This is a genomic window from Stenotrophomonas sp. SXG-1 (assembly GCF_014083965.1).
Classification (GTDB): domain Bacteria; phylum Pseudomonadota; class Gammaproteobacteria; order Xanthomonadales; family Xanthomonadaceae; genus Stenotrophomonas; species Stenotrophomonas geniculata.
The window spans coordinates 3856233-3875251 of the sequence record NZ_CP046588.1; the positions used below are offsets into that span (position 1 = coordinate 3856233).

The window sequence follows — 19019 nt, forward strand, 5'->3', positions numbered from 1 at the left end:
GTCGTTTCCATTCCACGCGCGCCACGGTAGCAACGGGCGCTTGCGTGAAGCTGTCATGGTGGTCCTGCGCAGCCGGTGTTACCCGTAGCCGCCGTGCACCGGGTTGTGACTGCGCACGGCCATCACCAACCCGAAGCCGGCCAGCAGTGACACCGCCGAGGTACCGCCGTAGCTGATCAGCGGCATCGGCACGCCCACCACCGGCAGCAGGCCGGAAATCATCCCGCCGTTCACCAGTACATAGACGAAGAACGCCAGGCCGGTAGCGCCGGCCAGCAGGCGCGAGTACGAATCGCGCGACTGGCTGGCAATCCACAGGCAACGCCCGATCACCACAAGGTACAGCGCCAGCACGGTGGCCACGCCGATCCAGCCGAATTCCTCACTCAGCACCGAGAACGCGAAGTCGGTGGTCTGCTCGGGAATGAAGTTCAAGTGCGACTGCGAGCCTTCGCCCCAGCCCTTGCCGTCGAAGCCGCCGGAACCGATCGCGATCTTCGACTGGATGATGTTCCAGCCGGCCCCCAGCGCATCCATCTCCGGGTCCAGGAACATCATGATGCGGTCCTTCTGGTACGGCCGCAGCAGCCAGAACCAGGCCACCGGCGCAACCGCGGCCACGCCGCCCACACCCAGGCCGACCCACCACCACGGCAGGCCTGCCAGCAGCAGCACGAACACGCCGCTGGCGGCGATCAGCACACCGGTGCCGAAGTCCGGCTGCAGCATCACCAGGCCGGTTGGTACGCCGATGATGACCAAGGCCACGAGCACGGTGTTGAAGCGCGGTGGCAACGGCATCTTGTGCAGGTACCAGGCCACCATCATCGGCAGGCTGACCTTCAGCAGCTCGGCCGGCTGCAGGTAGAAGAATTTCAGGTCCAGCCACTGCCGGCCGTATTTGCCGGTACCCAGCACAAACACCGCCAGCAGCGGGATCATCGAGATTGCGTAGATCATCGGCGTGGCCGAGCGGATCCGCAGGATCGGTACCCGCGAGATGCCCCACAACGCGGCCATGCCCACTGCGAAGCGCGCGCCCTGTGCCATCACCAGGCCATCGCCACCGGCACTCTTCAGCGTGGCCAGACCGATCACCATCAGCGCGCCCAGGGCCAGGCACAACACCCAGTCCAGCGTGCTGAAGAAGCGACGCAGCATGTCGCCGGCCCAACGCAGAAACACTCTCATCGTGCGGGCTCCACGGTGGTCGGGCGTGGCGTGGCCGGCAGCGCGGCCGCAGCCGGCGCCCCCGGCTGCGGCGGTGCGGGTGCCGGTTCCGGCGCGGGCACGCCGACCAGCACCGGGTGCTCGCCCAGCTGTGCCGCAGCAAGGTCACCGGCCTGGCGCGCGCCCACATCTTCGTTGTCGAACGCGGTGGCACCGATGGCGGTGGTGCCGCGCTCGCTGTCCAGCGGCTGCATGCCTTCAGGCATCTTGCCCAGCAGATAGGCGTCGAACACCTTGCGTGCGATCGGCGCAGCCGCCGCACCGCCGTAGCCGCCGCCCTCCACCGCGATCGCCAGCGCGATCACCGGCTGGTCGACCGGCGCGAAACCGACGAACAGCGCGCGGTGGCGCAGGTGCATCGGCAGGCTCTTCGGATTCACCGCGGCCGTGCCCTTGCGGCTGACGACCTGCGCGGTACCGGTCTTGCCGGCCATCGTATACGGCGCGCCGGCGGCCATGCGGGCTGCGCTGCCGCCAGGCAGCATGGTGGCCATCATGCCTTCGCGCACCGCCTGCAGATTGTTCGGGTTCGGGCTGACCGGTTTGCTTTCGCCCGGGTCGGTCGCCATCCAGTCATGGTCGAACCCCGCACGCTGCTGGATCACCAGATGGGGCGTGCGCAGCTGCCCGTTGGCCAGCCCACTGACACCCCGCGCCAGCTGCAGCGGGGTGACCTTCCAGTCACCCTGGCCGATGCTGATGTTGACTGTATCGCCCGGATACCAGGCCTCCTTGCGGCTCTTCCGCTTGTAGGCCGGCGACGGCAGGATGCCGCCGATCTCGCCGGTCAGGTCGATGCCGGTCGGCTGGCCGAAGCCGTAGTACTCCATGTAATGGTCGAAGCGCTCGATGCCCAGGTCCAGCGCCAGCTTGTAGTAGTAGGTGTTGACCGACTGCGCGATGGATTTGCGCAGGTCGGTCCAGCCGTGACCACCGCGGTGCGAGTCACCCCAGCCACGCGAGGTGCCGGGCAGGTAGAACATGCCGGTGGACAACACCTTGTCTTCCGGGCGGCGTACACCCGAATCCAGGCCGGCCAGTCCGATCAGCGGCTTGAGCGTGGAACCGGGCGCGACGCCACCGAGCACCAGGCGGTTGAACTGCGGCCGCGACGGGTTGTCGTTCAGCGCCTTGAAATCGGCATGCGAGATACCGTTGACGAACAGGTTGGGGTCGTACGACGGCAGGCTGACCATCGCCAGCACTTCGCCGGTACGCGGGTCCATCGCCACGGCCGAGCCTTCCTGGTCGCCGAACGCGGCCACCATGGCGCGCTGCAGGTCGGCGTCGATCGACAGCCGCAGGTCGGCGCCGGACTGCGCGGCAACGCGGCCGATGGTGCGGATGGCACGGCCCTGCACGTTGGTCTCGACCTGCTCGTAGCCGACCTTGCCGCGCAGCTGCTGCTCGTAATAGCGCTCCAGGCCGGACTTGCCGATGTGGGTCAGCGCGGCGTTGCCTTCGCCGAGGATCTCCAGATCCTTGTCGTCGACACGGCCGACGTAGCCGATGATGTGCGCGAACAGGTCGCCATACGGGTAGCGCCGGGTCAGGTAGGGCTCCAGCTCGACGCCGGGGAAGCGCCAGCGGTCGACGGCGAAGCGCGCCATCTCCTCGTCGCTCATGCGCAGCTTCAGCGTGACCGGCAGGAACTTGCGGCGCGCCTTGCGCGACTTGTTGAACGCTTCCAGCTCTTCCGGGCTGATGCTGATGATCTTCGCCAGCCCTTCCAGGGTGGCGTCCATGTCCTTGACCTTGTCCGGGGTCACGTCCAGGCGGAACGCCGGCACGTTCTCGGCCAGCAGGCGACCGTTGCGGTCGTAGATCATGCCGCGCCCGGGCACTACCGGCCGCGGCTTGATGCGGTTGGCTTCCGAGCGCGTGGCGTAGACGTCGTGGTCCAGCACCTGCAGCTTGAAGTACCAGCCGCCCAGTCCCAGCAGGCAGACCAGCACGCCCAGGAAACCCAGCGCCGCGCGGCGGCGGAACTGTTCGGCTTCGGCGTGCGGATTCTTGACCTGGCGGCGCGGGATCATGGCTCAGCGCCCGCGCTTGCCGAAGCGCACCGCATCCAGCAGCACGAACACCAGCGGCCACAGGCCCATGCCCAGCAGCGGCGCCCACCAGTACGACCACGGCAGGGTGGGTTCACCCACCAGGATGTGCACCAGGGCGCTGACGATGCGATCGTTGAACAGCAGGCCGCCGATGGCCAGCATCTGCTGCGACATCGGGAAGAAACGGATGCGGGCGCGGAAGCGCTGCAGGATGAAAGCCAGCATCACCAGCCGCAGTGCCTGTTCGCCGAGGACACCGCCGTACAGCAGGTCGGCGATGACGCCGCTGGCGAAGGCGATGCCCAGGCCGACGCGCTCGGGCGCTTCGATGACCCAGTACGCCAGCACCAGCGCCAGCCAGTACGGGCGCAGCGGCTGCAGCAGCGCCGGCAACGGCAGCAGGCCCAGCAGCAGCGCCACCACCAGGCTGGCCGGCAGCACCCATGGCTTGTCGCGCAGGCGGCTCATCGCTGCGCCTCCGGCGTGGTCGGTTGCCGGCCAGCGGCCGGCACTACCGGAGCAGCAGGATCAGGGGAGGATGCGGGGGCAACAGACCTCGTTTGCGACGAGGGCTGTTGCCGGCCAGCGGCCGGCACTACCGGGGCGCTGACCGGAGCTGGCGTCGTTGCCGCTGGCGCGGTTCCCACGGGCACGGTGGCGCCGGTGGCCGGGCCACCCGGGGCGGTTTCTTCCAGCTGCAGGCGCAGCTCCGGCGGAATGCGGATCGCCGCGCCCGGGCGCAGCAGCAGCACGTCGCGGCCGCGGTCGAGCTGCGCCGCCGGCTTCAGTTCGCCGACCAGGAACGCATGGGTGTCGTCCGGTCGCAGGCCGGTGATGGTGCCGACCGGGAAGCCGGCCGGGAAACGACCGCCAAGACCGGAGGTGACGATCTCATCGCCCACTTCCACCCCGGCGCTGAGCGGAATATCGCGCAGTTCCAGCGTGTCGCCGCGGCCATAGACGATCAGGCGAACGCCGTTGCGGGCCACGGTCACCGGCACGGCATGGTCAGGGTCGGTCAGCAGCAGCACGGTAGAGGTGCCGCCGGTGACGCTGATCACCTGGCCCATCAGGCCGCCGGCGTCGATCACCGCCTGGCCGACATGCACGCCCTCGCGGCTGCCGGCATCGAGTACCAGGCGCTGTTTGACCGGGTCCAGGTCGATGTCCAGGATCGGCGCCAGCTGCACGTCCAGGCCACTGCGCTCGGCCACGTTCAGCAGTTCGCGCAGCTGGGCATTGTCCAGTGCGGCGGTCTGCAGGCGGGTCAGGCGCGCGTTGGCCAGCAGCAGCTGGTTGCGCAGTTCGCGGTTCTCGGCGACCAGCTGGCTGTGGCTGGCGGCAGAATCCTTGACCTGGTTGCCGAGCTTGCCGGGCAGGCCGGCCAGTGCCCAGACCGGCTGCACCAGGCTGTTGGCCTGCTCGCGCAGGCGCGCCAGCCAGCCGGCCTGGTCGTCAAGCACGATCAGAGTGATGGCCAGTGCCAGATAAGCCAGCAGACGCAGCGGGCTGGCGGCATCACCGGATCGGGAAGCAACGGGAGGTCCGGCGTAGGGCGGCACGGCAACGATTCAATTGGCAGAAGGCGGAAGGGGAACACGCGGGCGCCCCGCCGGTGCCGGCCCACCCTCGTGGTGGGCCGCACCCCGGAGGGGCGCTGCGGGCGCAGGCAGCCGGGACGGCTTATTCCGGCGCAAAGAACTCGTTGCCGTGCATGTCGACCAGCTCCAGCGCACGGCCACCGCCGCGGGCCACGCAGGTCAGCGGATCGTCCGCCACCTGCACGTGCAGGCCGGTTTCCTCGGAAATCAGGCGGTCCAGGTCACGCAGCAGGGCGCCGCCACCGGTCAGCACGATGCCGCGCTCGGCGACGTCGGCACACAGTTCCGGCGGGGTCTGTTCCAGCGCCAGCTTGACCGCGCTGACGATGCCCGACAGCGGCTCGTGCAGGGCTTCAAGCACCTCGTTGGAGCTGATCTTGATCATCTTCGGCACGCCCTCGGCGAGGTTGCGGCCGGAGATTTCCATCTCGATCACTTCCGCCTGCGGGTAGGCACAGCCCAGCTCGACCTTGATGCGCTCAGCGGTGGCTTCACCGATCAGCATGCCGTGGTTGCGGCGCACGTAGTTGGTGATCGACTCGTCGAAGCGGTCACCACCGATGCGGACCGACGCCGAGTAGACGATGCCGTTGAGCGAGATCACCGCCACTTCGGTGGTGCCGCCGCCGATGTCGATGACCATCGAGCCACGCGCTTCAGTGACCGGCATGCCGGCGCCGATCGCGGCCGCCATCGGTTCTTCGATCAGGAACACGTCACGGGCACCGGCTTCCTCGGCCGATTCCTTGATCGCGCGGCGCTCGACCTGGGTCGAGCCGGCCGGCACGCAGACCAGCACGCGCGGGCTCGGGCGCAGCACGCGCGATTTGTGCACCTTCTTGATGAAGTGCTTGAGCATCGCCTCGGTATAGGTGAAGTCGGCGATGACGCCGTCCTTCATCGGGCGGATGGTGGTGATGTGGCCCGGGGTACGGCCCAGCATCTGCTTGGCTTCGGCGCCTACGGCTGCCACCGAGCGGGTGCCACCGATGGCACGGTCCTGACGCACGGCCACGACCGATGGCTCGTTCAGCACGATCCCCTGCCCGCGCACGTAGATGAGGGTGTTGGCCGTGCCCAGGTCGATGGACAGGTCGTTGGAGAACATGCCACGGAGTTTCTTGAACATCTGAGGAAGGAGTCCTGAGGGGTGTCGTGCCCGCCGCGGGATGGCGAAAAAATGGGCAGAAATCGAGGCCGACAAGCCTAGCAACCCGCCTGCCGCCGAGCAAGGAAAAAACTAGCTGAACCCGCGTCTTCACAGGCTTTCGGCCTGATCGGGTCTCACCCGGTTCTGGCCCTGAGCGGCACCAGCGGGTAACCTTTGCGCCGTCGGGCGCCCAAGGGCGCCGTTTGCTTGCCCGCCGAACCGGGCCGGCCCACCCCAAAATTCACCGCATAGGCTTACATCGATGTCCGCTCTGATCTGTGGTTCTCTTGCCTTCGACACCATCATGGTGTTCCCGGACCAGTTCAAGAATCACATCCTGCCGGACAAGGTGCACATCCTGAACGTGTCCTTCCTGGTCCCGCGCATGCGCCGTGAGTTCGGCGGCTGCGCCGGCAACATCGCCTACAACCTGCACCTGCTGGGCGGCCAGCCGATCCCGATGGGCACCGTGGGTTCGGACTTTGGCCCGTACCGTGAGTACTTCGAAGGCCTGGGCATCGACCTGTCGCGCGTGCGCGTGATCGATGAGCTGTTCACCCCGCAGGCGTTCATCACCACCGATCACGACAACAACCAGATCACTGCCTTCCACCCGGGCGCGATGATGCGTTCCTACGAAAACCACGTGCGTGGCGTACCGGGCGTGACCCTGGGCCTGGTCGGCCCGGACGGCCGCGAAGGCATGATCCAGAACGCGCAGGAATTCCACGAAGACGGCATCCCGTTCATCTTCGACCCGGGCCAGGCCATGCCGCTGTTCAACGGCCCGGAACTGCGCGAGTTCATCGAGCAGGCCGACTACGTGGTGGTCAACGACTACGAGTCGAACCTGCTGCAGGAACGCACTGGCTGGGACGAGAAAGAGATCGTCAGCCGGGTCAAGGCCTACATCACCACCCGCGGCCCGAAGGGCGCGGTCATCCACACCCCGGAAAAGAGCTACGACATTCCGCCGGCGCATGAGCGCCGCGTGGTCGACCCGACCGGCTGTGGCGACGCCTTCCGCGCCGGCCTGATCTACGGCATCCAGAAGGGCTACGACTGGCTGACCATCGGCCGCATGGGCAACCTGATGGGCGCGCTGAAGGTCGAGCACCCGGGCACGCAGAACCAGCGCTTCACCTTCGATGAGTTCAACGAGCAGTTCAAGCAGCAGTTCGGTTACGCGCTGAGCGCGTAACCGAACTGCCCGCACATCTGATCGGTGGGTGTCGACCTTGGTCGACACTGCCGGCCAGCGGCCGGCACTACCGGAACCTCCGACCGACACGTGGCCTGCTCTCTGTAGAGCCGAGCCATGCTCGGCTTGCGCGCGCCAGCGCGATCTGACCGGAGGAGAGCAGCCGAGCGTGGGCTCGGCTCTACATCAGCAAGCGCCCTGCCAGGCAGCCAGCAAGGCGCGGCAATCAGCGAAATGCCAGTCGGCACGGCCCGGCCATGGGTTTTCCGGCAGGTTGACCAGCACGGTATGGGCGCCGGCCGCACGGCCGCACTCCAGGTCGTAGGCGTGGTCACCGACCATCACCGCCTCCGCAGCCCCGATCCCCCAACGCCGCAGATGCTGCTGCAGGCCATCCGGTGAGGGTTTGGGCACCGCTTCATCGCGGCCGATGATGTCGGCATCGTCGAACAACGCCCCGACCCCGATCGCGTCCAACGTCAGCTTCGCCAGCGCATGATCATTGCGGGTCAGGATGCCGAGCCGGCAGCCTGCCGCCGACAACGCGCGCAGCAGCTTCAGCGCACCCGGTGCCGGCAGTGCGTCCTCGGCCAGCGCGCGCTCATGATCCAGCAGCCACTCGCGCTTGGCCTGCGCCGGTGCGTCCGGCAACGCCGCAATATGGTCAAGGATGTCTTCCTCGGCCGCGATCTCCAGCGCGCGGCGGATCGCGGCGAAATCATGCACGGCGACGGTCAGCGTGCCATCCATGTCGAACACCCAGTGCCGGATCGCGGACAACGCGTGCACTGCGCTGCCCGCCGCAACCATCACTGCCACCACTGCGGCATGCGGCTGGCGTCGACGCCACCGGTTTCGAACACAGCGGTGCGGGTGCCACCGGCCTTGACCGGGAACTCGATGCTGATCGACTTGCCCTTGCGCGCCAGCTTCCACAGCGCCTTCTGGTCGGTGATGAACAGGGCAATGGCTTCATCGGTCTTCGGACGCCACGCCGCCATGGAAATCGGCTTGCCGTCGTCCACGGTTACTTTCACCGTGCACTGCGGGCAACGGAAATCGCCGGCCTGCAGCACCAGATACGCATGCCGCTTCCACTCCGGATGATCGCGGAACACCAGCTGCACCGGCTTGGCGCCGCTGCCATCCACGTCCACCCGTTCCTTGCTGTAGATCTGCGCCGAAACCTGGTTGCCCTTGTTGCCCACCGGGATCTGGTTGTACTGCCACAGCGCCTGCATGCGGCGCAGGTCGCGCGCGGCATCGCCCTTGGCCTTGACCTCGTCGAAGCCTGCGGCGATGCGCTCGGCGGCCGCGGTGTCCTTGTACTGGTCCAGCAGCGAGGCACCATGCAGGCGCGCGCGCTCCCAGTCCTGCGCGGCCACGGCCATGTCGTACTGCTTGGCCACGTCTTCGGCCTTGGCCTCCTTCTGCGCCTGCACGGCGGCTGCGGCGGCTTCCTGCGCCTTGCGTTCTTCCTCGGGGTTGCTGCAGGCGGCCAGCGCCAGGGTGCAGGCGGTGAGCAGGATCAGTCGTTTCATGGCGGAGGTCCTTTGCGGGTGCATCCCGATTCTATCGGCAGCGAAAAGCGGATACACCAACGGCGGGTTTCCCCGCCGTTGGTGGTGAAGCAGTGACCGGTTGCCGGCCAGCGGCCGGCACTACCGCTTACTTGGCTTCAGCCTTGGCCAGCATGTCCTGGACCGAGGCGGTGGTGATCGGGTGGTAGCCCGGCTTGGCCTTTTCGAAGGCCTGCTTGGCCAGCTCCAGCCCCTTCGGGGTCTTCACCAGTTCGGCGTAGATCGGCAGGATCAGCTTGCGACGGCCGACGCGCTCGATGAATGCCGCCGCGCCTTCATTGGCCTGCTCGTAGCCGCTGCGGATCGCCAGCGGGTACCAGCGCATGGCGATCTCGCCATTCGGGGTGCCAGTGAAGTGGAAGGCCTTGTCCAGCGTGGCCAGCTTGTCCAGCGGCTGGGTCGCACCCAGGCCGTCGATGAAGCGCACCCATTCCTGCGTGCTCCAGTCGGCGATGACCTGGCTGCTCGGCACGGTGCCGGCGCTGGCGAAGGCGATGCGCGCGGTATCGACGCTGCTGAAGTTGCGCGACTGCGCCTTGGCAGCGAACGCCGGAATGCCCGGCTCGTCCAGCCACGCCTTCAGTTCGGCCTCGGTCACGGCCGAGGGATTCTTCGGCAGCAGGTTCTTCTTCATGTACTCGACGAACTGGTCGGTGTTCGCGCTCTGGAAGGCGTGGTCATCGAACCAGCCGCGCAGGAACGGATCGAAGGTCTCGCGGCCGAAGCGCTGCTCCAGGAATTCCAGGAACCACGCACCCTTGACGTAGGCGACCTGGCTGAGCGCTTCGTCGGGATCACGCTCGTTCAGCGGCGGCAGCGCCAGTGCCTGGTCAGCCGGGCTCATGTCCTTCACTTCGGCCAGCAGGTCGGTCTGGTCGATCTGCTTCTCCATCTCGGCCATTTCCTTGCCGTACAGGGCTTCGGTGATGCGGCCCTGGACGTAGGTGGTGAAGCCTTCATTGAGCCAGATGTCCTTCCAGCTGGCGTTGGTCACCAGGTTGCCCGACCAGCTGTGCGCCAGTTCGTGGGCGACCAGCGAGACCAACGACTTGTCGCCGACGATCACGGTCGGGGTGGCGAAGGTCAGGCGCGGGTTTTCCATGCCGCCGAACGGGAACGACGGCGGCAGCACCAGCATGTCGTAGCGGCCCCAGCGGTATTCGCCGTACAGCTTCTCGGCGGCACCGATCATCTTTTCGGTGTCTTCGAATTCCTTGGCGGCCTTGTTGACCATGGTCGGCTCGGCCCAGACGCCGGAGCGGCCGGAGATCGGCTCGAACACCAGGTCGCCGGCGGCGATGGCCAGCAGGTAGGACGGAATCGGCTGCGGCATCTTGAAGGTGTAGTCACCGTCACGCGCGGCCTTCGGATCGTTGTCGGCGCTCATCAGCACCATCACGTCCGGGCGCGAGACCACGTGCGCGCTGTAGGTGAAGCGAACGCTCGGGGTGTCCTGCAGCGGCACCCAGGAACGGGCGTGGATCGCCTGCGACTGGCTGAACATGAAGGGCAGCTTCTTGCCCTCGGTCATCGACGGTGCCAGCCACTGCAGGCCCGAGGCGGTCGGCGCGGTGTGATAGGTCACTTCCACCTTGGCCGGCTGTTCCGGAGCCTCGATGGTCAGCTTGCTGCCGAACACCTTGTCAGCGGCGGCCAGCTCGAACTTCAGCGGGCTGCGCGCGCCATCGGCGGCAACGGCCTCAACCTTGGACACGGTCAGCTCGCGGGTGTCGAGCACCAGCTGCTTGGCGTCCTTCTGCTTCCATTCCAGGGTGTAGGTGGCGGTGCCGCCGATCTGCTTCTGGTCGAAGTCCAGCTTCAGATCCAGTGCGATGTCCTTGATGGCGACCTTGTCCGGCTCGGCGTACGAGCTTTCGTCGTGGCTGCGGTTCTCGGCGTTCACGGGGGCGGCAGGGGCCTTTGTGGCAGTCGGGGCGGCGGCGGGCGCGGCCGCCTCCTGGGAGCAGCCGGCGGCCAGGGCCACGGCCAGCGGAAGGAGCATCAGCGGATTACGCATGAATCGGGACCGTTACGGGGATCAAACCCCAATGGTACCTCCCTCCGGCCCGGCAGGCGTTGCGCGGTGCGGGGTAATGCGGCCAAGGCCGATCCTGCGGCTGCGCCCCGGGTAGGTGCCAACCTTGGTTGGCACGAATCTTTCATCGCATGTGGCAGGCCCGTGCCGACCAAGGTCGGCACCTACCAGAGCGGATGACCGCAGCGGCCGAGTGCCAACCAGGGTTGGCACCCACCCGGGCAAGGCTTACAGCTTGTAGCCGGAGTGGATCGAAACGATGCCGCCGGTCAGGTTCTTGTAGTGGCAGCGCTCGAAACCGGCCTGCCCCATCATCGCCTTCAGTTCATCCTGCGGCGGGTGCTTGCGGATGCTCTCGGCCAGGTACTGGTAGCTGTCCGAATCATTGGCGAACAACTTGCCCAGCTTGGGCAGGATCTTGAACGAGTGGAAGTCGTAGATCGGCTTGAACCAGTCCGCGGTGACTTCGGAGAACTCCAGCACGCGGGCCTGGCCGCCCACCTTCAGCACGCGGTACATCTCGCGCAGGCCGGCGTCCTTGTCGGTGACGTTGCGCAGGCCGAAGGCGATGGTGACCAGGTCGAAGCTGTTGTCCGGGAACGGCAGGGCTTCGGCGTTGCACTGCACGTAGTCCAGGCCGAGCACCAGGCCGCGGTTGGTCAGGCGGTCGCGGCCGACCGACAGCATGCCGGCGTTGATGTCGCCCAGCACCACCGAGCCCTCGGCGCCGACGCGCTCCTTCAGCAGGGCGGCGATGTCGCCGGTGCCGCCCGCCAGGTCGAGCACGCGGTCGCCCGGCTTCACCTGCGCGGTCGCCACGTAGTAGCGCTTCCACGCCCGGTGCACGCCCAGGCTCATCAGGTCGTTCATCAGGTCGTAGTTGCGCGCGACCGAGGTGAATACCTGGCCGACCAGCTTCTGCTTGTCCTTGGCGGCGACGTCGCGGAACCCGAAATGGGTGGTACCGGCTTTGTAGGGGGATTCGCTCATGGCCCCGATTATCGCACCGCCGGGGGCCAGCGGCACCCCCTGCCCGTATCATGGCGGGCCACGACTTACCGGAGCCCCGCATGATCACCACGCCCGACTACCAGGCCCTGCTGCAGACCGCCATCGCCGAAGCCCGCCAGGGCCTGGCCGAAGGCGGCGTGCCGATCGGCGCGGCGCTGTACCACAACGACGGCCGCCTGCTCGGCTGCGGCCATAACCGCCGCGTGCAGGAAGGCGACCCCTCTGTCCATGGCGAAACCGATGCGTTCCGCAAGGCCGGCCGCCAGCGCCGCTACCAGGACACGATCATGGTCACCACCCTGGCACCGTGCTGGTACTGCTCGGGCCTGGTGCGCCAGTTCAACATCGGCACCGTGGTGGTGGGCGAATCGCGCACCTTCCAGGGCGGCATCGACTGGTTGCGGGAGAATGGCGTCAACGTGATCGACCTGGACAGCCAGGAATGCGTGGACCTGCTGGGCGGCTTCATTGCGCAGCACCCGGAGATCTGGAACGAAGACATCGGTGAATGATTACCACGCAGTGTCCTGTTGATCCCATTTAATGAACGCTTCAGCGCCGGCACGCCCTAGTGCCGGCAGCGTTTGCGGCCATTGCCGTGAACCCGTGCACAGTCAGCTGCGCAACGTGCACACGCTGCGATAACACCCCGCCCGGCTGCCGCGCCTAGGGTGGGGTTACCGGGACTTCTTTCCCCGGCGGAGCCAGCCATGTGCGCGCACGCCGTACGACCTACGCCTGACCCGATCCTCGACGCCATCCGCAAGCGCCTGCAGCAGCAGTACGCACTGCACCAGCGTGGCGCACTGTTCTGGACTGCCTACCAGGGCCTGCAGCTGGAGCTGGTGCGCGGCCACCCGCTCGACCACGAGCGCCTGTGCAATGCGATGGCCGACATCGCCGAAGATCTCGGTGCCGTCGAGCGTGCGCAGTTGATCGGACATGCCAACGCCAGCTCCACATCGCGCTGACGCGGCATGCACCGCCACATACGCCACACTCCGATGAACCCCCACTCCCTTTCCACTCAACCGAACTGGATTGTCATGCACGCTGAAGTCCCCACCATTCCTCCGGTCATCAACGTTGACGCCGAGCTGGATCACTGGCGCCGCCAACATGCCGAAGGCGCACTGCCGCACAACTCGTTCGGCTCGTACGTGCCGTGGATCAAGTTTGCCTGCGATTCGCTGATCACCCAGCCGCGCGCCAGCGAGGCCGAACGTGACGAGATGTTCCAGACCCAGTACGCCCTGCAGATCATGCCGCGACTGAGCGAAGCACAGGCCCGCGAGTTCGTCGACCGTTGCTGGCAGCACGTCTACCAGAGCAGTCCGGTGCGCAGCCTGCAGGCACCGCGCCTGCAGCGCATGCGCGCCTGACTGCCGCTGCACGGCGCCTGCACGGGCCACTGCCGATCATCCTCGTCACCTGAGTGGGACGACGACGATGAAAGCACGCAACCTGTTCAATACGATCGCCAAGAAGGCCGCGGCCGCCACCGGCTCGCCGTGGACCTTCCTGGCCGCAGTAGCGATCGTGGTGATCTGGGGCATCAGTGGCCCGGTGTTCGGTTTCAACGACACCTGGCAGCTGGTGATCAACACCGGCACCACCATCATCACCTTCCTGATGGTGTTCCTGATCCAGCACACGCAGAACGCGGATACCGCCGCGATGCAGATCAAGCTGGACGAGCTGATCCGGGCGACAGCCGAAGCCAACAACGAACTGTTGGATCTGGAAGAACTGGACGAAGCGCGGCTGGAAGAGATCCGCGCCGAATACGAGCGCATGGCCCGCGAGGCCGGTGACGCGCTGCTGCGCGTGCGCGCCTGCCGCGCGGCCCCGCGCGATGATGAAGCGATCTGACGGTAGCGCCGGGCCATGCCCGGCGAGCGCGATACCCGGAAGAATCCCACACGGGCCATCGCCCTCGGCTGATAACTGCGGACATCCCATCAGTGCAGACTGGCGCCATGTCCAGCCGTCATCTGGAACGTGGCCGCCACTCCCATATCGGGGGCTACTACGTCCTCACCACGGTCGTACGCCACCGGCGCCCGGTCTTTGAAGATCCACGTTGTGCAACGTGTCTTGTGGATGCATTGAGGTATGTTGAACGCATGGGCCTCAGTCGGTCCTTTGCTTGGGTCGTCATGCCTGACCATCTGCATTGGCTGATGCAGCTGCGCGACGGATCACTGGCGCGCATGATGGGAACGGTGAAATCCCGCAGCAGCCGGTTGCTGGGGCAGCAGTTCGGCATACAGACGCCTTTGTGGCAGCCGAGCTATTTCGATCACGCGGTACGCAGCGAGGAAGCCTTGAGGCGCCATGCGTTGTACATCCTGGGCAACCCCATCCGAGCAAGATTGACCCTGCATCTCGATGAATATCCGTTTGCATGGTGCCGTTGGCCCATGCGGTAGCGCCTGGCCATGCCCGGCGAGCACGAAGTGCGGTCCGCCCAGCCGTCAGGCATGCAGGAACGAAAGGCCGCCGGGCGTGGCCCGGCGCTACCGGTATCGAATTGCTGCTCAGCTGCGCTCGTGCCAGCCGCCACCCAGCACCTTGTACAGGGTGATGCGGTTGGCCTGTTGCGCCAGCTGGGCCTGCAGCTGGGTCTGCTGCGCGTTGTAGGCGGTACGCCGCGCATCAAGCAGGGTGACGAAGCTGTCCAGCCCCGCGTCGTAGCGGGCCTGCGACAGGCGGTTGGCCTGTTCGGCCGCGTCCACCAGGCGCTGCTGTGAACTCACCTGCTCGTCCAGGCTGACATTCAATGCCAGCGCATCGGCGGTTTCGCGGAAGCCCACCTGGATCGACTTCTCGTACTGCGCCAGAGCGATATCACGATCTGCGTTGGCGATGGCCAGATTGGCGCGCAGCTTGCCGCCCTGGAAGATCGGCAGGGTGATCTTCGGCAGGAAACTCCATACACGGGTGCCACTGTCGAACAGGTTGGACAGTTCGTTCGAACCACTGCCGATGCTGCCGGTCAGCGAGATGCTCGGGAAGAACGCTGCGCGTGCCGCACCGATGTTGGCGTTTGCGGCCAGCAGCTGGTGTTCGGCGGCCATGATGTCCGGGCGCTGCAGCAGCACGTCGCTGGGCAGGCCGGCCGGCGGCGGGGCCAGTGCAAGCAGCTGCGGTTCGATGCTGTCCGGCAGCAGTGCCGGATCCAGTTGGCCACCGGCCAGCAGCGCCAGCGCATTGCGGTCCTGGGCCAGCTGGCCACGCAGGCGTGCAGCATCCGTACGTGCGGTCTCGACCAGGGTACGGGTCTGGGTCAGCTCCAGCGCCGAACTGCCACCACGTTCGTGGCGGGCCTCGGCCAGGCGCAGCGAATCCTCGTAGGTCTTCAGCGTGGCCTCGGCGATCTTCAGCTGCTGTGCATCGGCACCATAGGTCAGCCACGCAGTCGCGGTCTCGGCCACCAGGCTCAGCTGCGCGTTGCGGCGGTTGGCGGCCACGGCGAAGTACTGCTGCAACGCCGCTTCACTGAGATTGCGCACGCGGCCGAACAGATCCAGCTCGAACTCGGCCACGCCGACACCGGCGGTGAACTGCTCGGTGACGCCGGCGTCGGTGCCTCGGCGCTCCATCTGGCCGGTGACAGCCACGCCGGGCACGCGGTCGGCGCGTTGTACGCGGTACTGGCCGCGCGCGCGCTCTACATTGAGCACGGCCACGCGCAGGTCGCGGTTGTTCTGCAGCGACTGGTCGATCACCTGCTGCAGGCGTGGATCGGTGAAGAAGTCGCGCCAGCCGACGGCGGCGACATCGGCCACCTGGCCCTGCGCGGCTTCGGCCGGCCACTGCGCTGGAATCGCCGGAGCGACAGCGGTGTTCTTCGGCACCAGAGTGGAGCAGCCGGCCAGCGCGAGCACGCCGGCCAGGGATACAGCAAGAGAAGAGAATTTCATGGCGACACCTTGGGGGTCACGGTGGTAGCGCCGGGCCATGCCCGGCGGCTACGCGGTGAGGCATCCGCCGGGCATGGCCCGGCGCTACCGGATTTCATCACTCGGCGGTCTTGCGCTTGAACACGCGCTGCACCACCACGAAGAACAGCGGCACGAAGAACACACCGAGCACGGTGCCGACGATCATGCCGCCGAGCACGCCGGTACCGATCGCCTGCTTGGCGCCGGAACCGGCACCGGTGGAGACCGCCAGCGGTACCACGCCCATGCCGAAGGCCAGCGAGGTCATCACGATCGGACGCAAGCGGTCGCGCACGGCATGCATGATCGACTCGATCAGGCTGGCGCCCTTCTCCAGGTTCTCCTTGGCGAACTCGACGATCAGGATCGCGTTCTTGCTGGTCAGGCCCACCGTGGTCAGCATCGCCACCTGGAAGTAGATGTCGCGTTCCAGGCCCTTGAAGGTGTTGGCCAGCACGGCGCCGAGGATACCCAGCGGGGCCGCCAGCAGCACCGCGGTCGGCACGCTCCAGCTTTCGTACATCGCGGCCAGGCACAGGAACACGATCATCAGCGACAGCGTGTACAGCAGCGGCGTCTGCGAGCCGGCCTGGCGTTCCTGGTAGGACATCGCCGTCCACTCGATGCCGAAGCCCGCCGGCAGCTGCTTGGCCAACTGTTCGATCTCGGCCATGGCGTCACCGGAGGCCACACCCGGGGCCGGTTCGCCCTGGATTTCCATTGCCGACACGCCGTTGTAGCGCTCCAGGCGCGGCGAGCCGTAGTCCCAGTGCTTGGTGGCGAACGCGCTGAACGGCACCATCTCGCCCTTGTCGTTCTTCACGGACCAGAGGTCGAAGTCTTCCGGGACCATGCGGAACGGCTGGTCAGCCTGCACGAACACGCGCTTGACGCGGCCGCGATCGACGAAGTCATCGATGTACGAGCTGCCCCACGCGGCGGCCAGGGTGCCGTTGATCTGGTCGATCGACAGCCCCAGCGAGGTCGCCTTGGCCGCATCGATGTCGATGCGGAACTGCGGCGTGTCTTCCTGGCCGTTCGGGCGCACGTTGGCCAGTTTCTTGCTGCCGGCGGCGAGGCCGAGCAGCTGGTTGCGCGCGGCCACCAGCGCCTCGTGGCCCTGGCCGCTGTTGTCCTTCAGGAAGAAGGTGTAGCCCGAAGCGGTACCCAGCTCCGGGATGGCCGGCGGCGGGAAGGCGAAGATGAAGGCATCCTTGATCTGGCCCAGTGCCGCCATCGCGCGACCGGTGATCGGCATCACGCCATTGTTGGCGTCACGCTCGCTCCAGTCCTTCAGCTTGACGAACGCCATGCCCGCGTTCTGGCCCATGCCGGCGAAGCTGAAGCCCTGCACCGAGAACACCGAGTCCACCGCATCCTTCTCGTTCTGCAGGAAGTGGTTTTCCAGTGCCGCGATCGATTCCAGCGTACGTTCCTGGGTGGCACCGACCGGTGCCTGCACCAGCGCCATCAGCACGCCCTGGTCTTCGTTGGGCAGGAACGAGCTGGGCAGGCGCACGAACAACACGCCCATCAGCACGAACAGTGCCGCCACGATGCCCATGAAGCGCCACGGACGATGGATGATGCCGCGCACGCCGCGCTGGTAGCTTTCGCTGGTGCGGTCGAAGCCGCGGTTGAAGCCATTGAAGAAGCGACCGGCCAGGCCGCGATGGGCGACGTGGTGCTCGCCCTTCTTCAGCGGCTTGAGCATGGTCGCGCACAACGCCGGGGTCAGCACGATCGCGACCAGCACCGACAATGCCATCGCCGAGACGATCGTGGCCGAGAACTGGCGGTAGATCACGCCGGTGGAACCGCTCATGAAGGCCATCGGCACGAACACTGCCGACAGCACCAGGCCGATGCCGACCAGCGCGCCGGTGATCTGGCCCATCGACTTGCGGGTGGCCTCGAGCGGCGACAGTCCCTCTTCGGACATGATGCGCTCGACGTTTTCCACCACCACGATGGCATCGTCCACCAGCAGGCCGATCGCCAGCACCATCGCGAACATGGTCAGCATGTTCACCGAGAAGCCCAGCATCGCCAGCACGCCGAAGGTACCCAGCAGCACCACCGGCACGGCGATGGTCGGGATCAGGGTGGCGCGGAAGTTCTGCAGGAACAGGTACATCACCACGAACACCAGCACGATCGCTTCGATCAGGGTCTGCACGACGCCCTTGATCGACACACGCACAAACGGCGTGGTGTCGTACGGGATCTCGGCTTTCAGCCCGGCCGGGAAGAAGCTCTTCATGTCCTCCAGCGCGGCATCCACGCCGGCGGCGGTATCCAGCGCGTTGGCGCCGGTGGCCAGGGTGACCGCCAGGCCGCTGGCCGGCTGGCCGTTGTAGCGGGTGACGAAGTCGTACGATTCCGCACCCAGCTCGACGCGGGCGACATCACCCAAGCGCAGCTCGGCACCGTCCTGCGCACCGCGCACGATGATGTTGCGGAACTGTTCCGGGGTCTGCAGGCGCGACTGCGCGTTGATGGTGGCGTTGAGCTGCTGGCCCTTGATCGACGGCGCACCGCCGAGCTGGCCGATGGCGACCTGGGCGTTCTGTGCCTTGATCGCTGCGGTCACTTCGGCGACCGACAGGCCATAGGTATGCAGCTTGTTCGGGTCCAGCCAGATGCGCATGGCGTACTTGCCACCGAACACCTGGATGTTGCCCACGCCCGGCACGCGGCTCAGGCGGTCGACGACATTGGAACCGACGTAGTCGGCGATGTCGTTGGCGTCCATGCTGCCGTCCTCGGACACGAACGCGATGACGTTCAGGAAGCCCGAGCTGGACTTGGCCACGTTGATGCCCTGCCGCTGCACTTCCTGCGGCAGCAGCGGCATGGCCAGCTGCAGCTTGTTCTGCACCTGCACCTGGGCGATGTCCGGGTTGGTGCCGCTCTCGAAGGTCAGGGTGATGGTGGCCTGGCCGTTGGACGAGCTGTTGGAGGAAAAGTAGATCAGGCCATCAAGGCCCTTCATGTTCTGCTCGATGATCTGCGTCACCGAGTCCTCGACCACCTTGGCCGATGCACCCGGGTAGGTGGCGCTGATTTCCACCGCCGGCGGTGCGACGTTGGGGTACATCGAGACCGGCAGCTTGAACAGGGCCAGGCCTCCGGCGAGCATGATGATGATGGCGATCACCCATGCAAAGATGGGTCGATCAATGAAAAAGCGTGCCATGGGGTTCT

General features: G+C 66.6%; 17 protein-coding genes. 6 read left to right on the forward strand and 11 right to left on the reverse strand.

Annotation, left to right across the window (positions count from 1 at the left end):
- Positions 1-78: 78 nt before the first annotated feature.
- From rodA to GOC52_RS17580, 5 genes are all read right to left on the reverse strand, one after another.
- Entirely contained in the window at positions 79-1191 is a 1113-nt protein-coding gene (gene rodA / locus GOC52_RS17560; RefSeq protein ID WP_010481418.1) for a rod shape-determining protein RodA, read from the reverse strand.
- On the reverse strand, positions 1188-3266 hold the full coding sequence (gene mrdA, locus GOC52_RS17565) for a penicillin-binding protein 2 (protein ID WP_010481416.1): 2079 nt from the start codon (positions 3264-3266) through the stop codon (positions 1188-1190). Before mrdA ends, rodA begins: the two co-directional genes overlap by 4 nt.
- A gap of 3 nt (positions 3267-3269) precedes the next feature.
- Complete coding sequence (gene mreD / locus GOC52_RS17570; RefSeq protein WP_019660684.1) at positions 3270-3755, reverse strand: rod shape-determining protein MreD; 486 nt, start codon at positions 3753-3755, stop codon at positions 3270-3272.
- Entirely contained in the window at positions 3752-4849 is a 1098-nt protein-coding gene (mreC, locus tag GOC52_RS17575) for a rod shape-determining protein MreC (RefSeq protein WP_049481455.1), read from the reverse strand. The genes mreD and mreC overlap by 4 nt, the downstream gene beginning before the upstream one ends.
- 121 nt (positions 4850-4970) lie before the next feature.
- Complete coding sequence (locus GOC52_RS17580) at positions 4971-6017, reverse strand: rod shape-determining protein (protein ID WP_005419402.1); 1047 nt, start codon at positions 6015-6017, stop codon at positions 4971-4973.
- A 283-nt stretch (positions 6018-6300) separates the two neighbouring features.
- On the opposite strand from GOC52_RS17580, the gene GOC52_RS17585 reads away from it, so the two are divergent.
- A complete protein-coding gene (locus GOC52_RS17585; protein WP_010481412.1) occupies positions 6301-7239 on the forward strand; it encodes a carbohydrate kinase family protein in 939 nt (312 codons plus the stop codon).
- Between the two features lie 186 nt (positions 7240-7425).
- On the opposite strand, the gene GOC52_RS17590 is transcribed toward GOC52_RS17585, so the two are convergent.
- From GOC52_RS17590 to ubiE, 4 genes are all read right to left on the reverse strand, one after another.
- Complete coding sequence (locus tag GOC52_RS17590; RefSeq protein ID WP_010481411.1) at positions 7426-8049, reverse strand: HAD family hydrolase; 624 nt, start codon at positions 8047-8049, stop codon at positions 7426-7428.
- Positions 8049-8780, reverse strand: a complete 732-nt coding sequence (locus GOC52_RS17595) for a hypothetical protein (RefSeq protein ID WP_019337678.1) — start codon at positions 8778-8780, stop codon at positions 8049-8051. The genes GOC52_RS17590 and GOC52_RS17595 overlap by 1 nt, the downstream gene beginning before the upstream one ends.
- A gap of 127 nt (positions 8781-8907) precedes the next feature.
- Positions 8908-10836, reverse strand: coding sequence for a M1 family metallopeptidase (locus GOC52_RS17600; protein WP_053443536.1), 1929 nt, complete (start codon positions 10834-10836; stop codon positions 8908-8910).
- Positions 10837-11082: 246 nt separating this feature from the next.
- On the reverse strand, positions 11083-11844 hold the full coding sequence (gene ubiE, locus GOC52_RS17605; RefSeq protein WP_005411082.1) for a bifunctional demethylmenaquinone methyltransferase/2-methoxy-6-polyprenyl-1,4-benzoquinol methylase UbiE: 762 nt from the start codon (positions 11842-11844) through the stop codon (positions 11083-11085).
- Positions 11845-11924: 80 nt separating this feature from the next.
- Between ubiE and GOC52_RS17610 the strand changes: the two genes are divergently transcribed.
- The 5 genes from GOC52_RS17610 (at position 11925) to GOC52_RS17630 (ending at position 14297) form a co-directional block, all read left to right on the forward strand.
- Positions 11925-12377 carry a nucleoside deaminase gene (locus GOC52_RS17610; protein ID WP_005411083.1) on the forward strand — a complete coding sequence of 151 codons (453 nt, stop codon included), beginning with the start codon at positions 11925-11927 and terminating at the stop codon, positions 12375-12377.
- A gap of 198 nt (positions 12378-12575) precedes the next feature.
- The gene (locus tag GOC52_RS17615; RefSeq protein WP_010481405.1) at positions 12576-12836 is read left to right on the forward strand and encodes a hypothetical protein; all 261 of its coding nucleotides are present in this window, start codon (positions 12576-12578) and stop codon (positions 12834-12836) included.
- Between the two features lie 75 nt (positions 12837-12911).
- A complete protein-coding gene (locus GOC52_RS17620; RefSeq protein WP_005411085.1) occupies positions 12912-13247 on the forward strand; it encodes a hypothetical protein in 336 nt (111 codons plus the stop codon).
- Positions 13248-13314: 67 nt separating this feature from the next.
- Positions 13315-13737, forward strand: a complete 423-nt coding sequence (locus tag GOC52_RS17625; RefSeq protein ID WP_010481401.1) for a low affinity iron permease family protein — start codon at positions 13315-13317, stop codon at positions 13735-13737.
- A 107-nt stretch (positions 13738-13844) separates the two neighbouring features.
- Positions 13845-14297, forward strand: a complete 453-nt coding sequence (locus GOC52_RS17630; RefSeq protein ID WP_191850030.1) for an REP-associated tyrosine transposase — start codon at positions 13845-13847, stop codon at positions 14295-14297.
- Between the two features lie 108 nt (positions 14298-14405).
- Here the strand turns inward: GOC52_RS17630 and smeF are convergent, their stop codons facing one another.
- On the reverse strand, positions 14406-15791 hold the full coding sequence (gene smeF, locus GOC52_RS17635) for a multidrug efflux RND transporter outer membrane subunit SmeF (RefSeq protein ID WP_043401010.1): 1386 nt from the start codon (positions 15789-15791) through the stop codon (positions 14406-14408).
- A 97-nt stretch (positions 15792-15888) separates the two neighbouring features.
- Positions 15889-19011 (reverse strand): multidrug efflux RND transporter permease subunit SmeE, encoded by a 3123-nt coding sequence (smeE, locus tag GOC52_RS17640; RefSeq protein ID WP_010481397.1) that lies wholly within the window; start codon positions 19009-19011, stop codon positions 15889-15891.
- Positions 19012-19019 lie beyond the last annotated feature (8 nt).

Excerpts from the sequence above, each read along its gene's own strand:
- mreD (WP_019660684.1), bottom strand. The coding sequence starts at position 3,755 with ATGAGCCGCCTGCGCGACAAGCCATGGGTGCTGCCGGCCAGCCTGGTG.
- mrdA (WP_010481416.1), bottom strand. The coding sequence starts at position 3,266 with ATGATCCCGCGCCGCCAGGTCAAGAATCCGCACGCCGAAGCCGAACAG.
- smeE (WP_010481397.1), bottom strand. The coding sequence starts at position 19,011 with ATGGCACGCTTTTTCATTGATCGACCCATCTTTGCATGGGTGATCGCC.
- GOC52_RS17585 (WP_010481412.1), top strand. The coding sequence starts at position 6,301 with ATGTCCGCTCTGATCTGTGGTTCTCTTGCCTTCGACACCATCATGGTG.
- GOC52_RS17625 (WP_010481401.1), top strand. The coding sequence starts at position 13,315 with ATGAAAGCACGCAACCTGTTCAATACGATCGCCAAGAAGGCCGCGGCC.
- GOC52_RS17620 (WP_005411085.1), top strand. The coding sequence starts at position 12,912 with ATGCACGCTGAAGTCCCCACCATTCCTCCGGTCATCAACGTTGACGCC.
- GOC52_RS17600 (WP_053443536.1), bottom strand. The coding sequence starts at position 10,836 with ATGCGTAATCCGCTGATGCTCCTTCCGCTGGCCGTGGCCCTGGCCGCC.
- GOC52_RS17590 (WP_010481411.1), bottom strand. The coding sequence starts at position 8,049 with ATGGTTGCGGCGGGCAGCGCAGTGCACGCGTTGTCCGCGATCCGGCAC.
- GOC52_RS17615 (WP_010481405.1), top strand. The coding sequence starts at position 12,576 with ATGTGCGCGCACGCCGTACGACCTACGCCTGACCCGATCCTCGACGCC.
- GOC52_RS17595 (WP_019337678.1), bottom strand. The coding sequence starts at position 8,780 with ATGAAACGACTGATCCTGCTCACCGCCTGCACCCTGGCGCTGGCCGCC.
- rodA (WP_010481418.1), bottom strand. The coding sequence starts at position 1,191 with ATGAGAGTGTTTCTGCGTTGGGCCGGCGACATGCTGCGTCGCTTCTTC.
- GOC52_RS17580 (WP_005419402.1), bottom strand. The coding sequence starts at position 6,017 with ATGTTCAAGAAACTCCGTGGCATGTTCTCCAACGACCTGTCCATCGAC.
- ubiE (WP_005411082.1), bottom strand. The coding sequence starts at position 11,844 with ATGAGCGAATCCCCCTACAAAGCCGGTACCACCCATTTCGGGTTCCGC.
- GOC52_RS17610 (WP_005411083.1), top strand. The coding sequence starts at position 11,925 with ATGATCACCACGCCCGACTACCAGGCCCTGCTGCAGACCGCCATCGCC.
- GOC52_RS17630 (WP_191850030.1), top strand. The coding sequence starts at position 13,845 with ATGTCCAGCCGTCATCTGGAACGTGGCCGCCACTCCCATATCGGGGGC.
- smeF (WP_043401010.1), bottom strand. The coding sequence starts at position 15,791 with ATGAAATTCTCTTCTCTTGCTGTATCCCTGGCCGGCGTGCTCGCGCTG.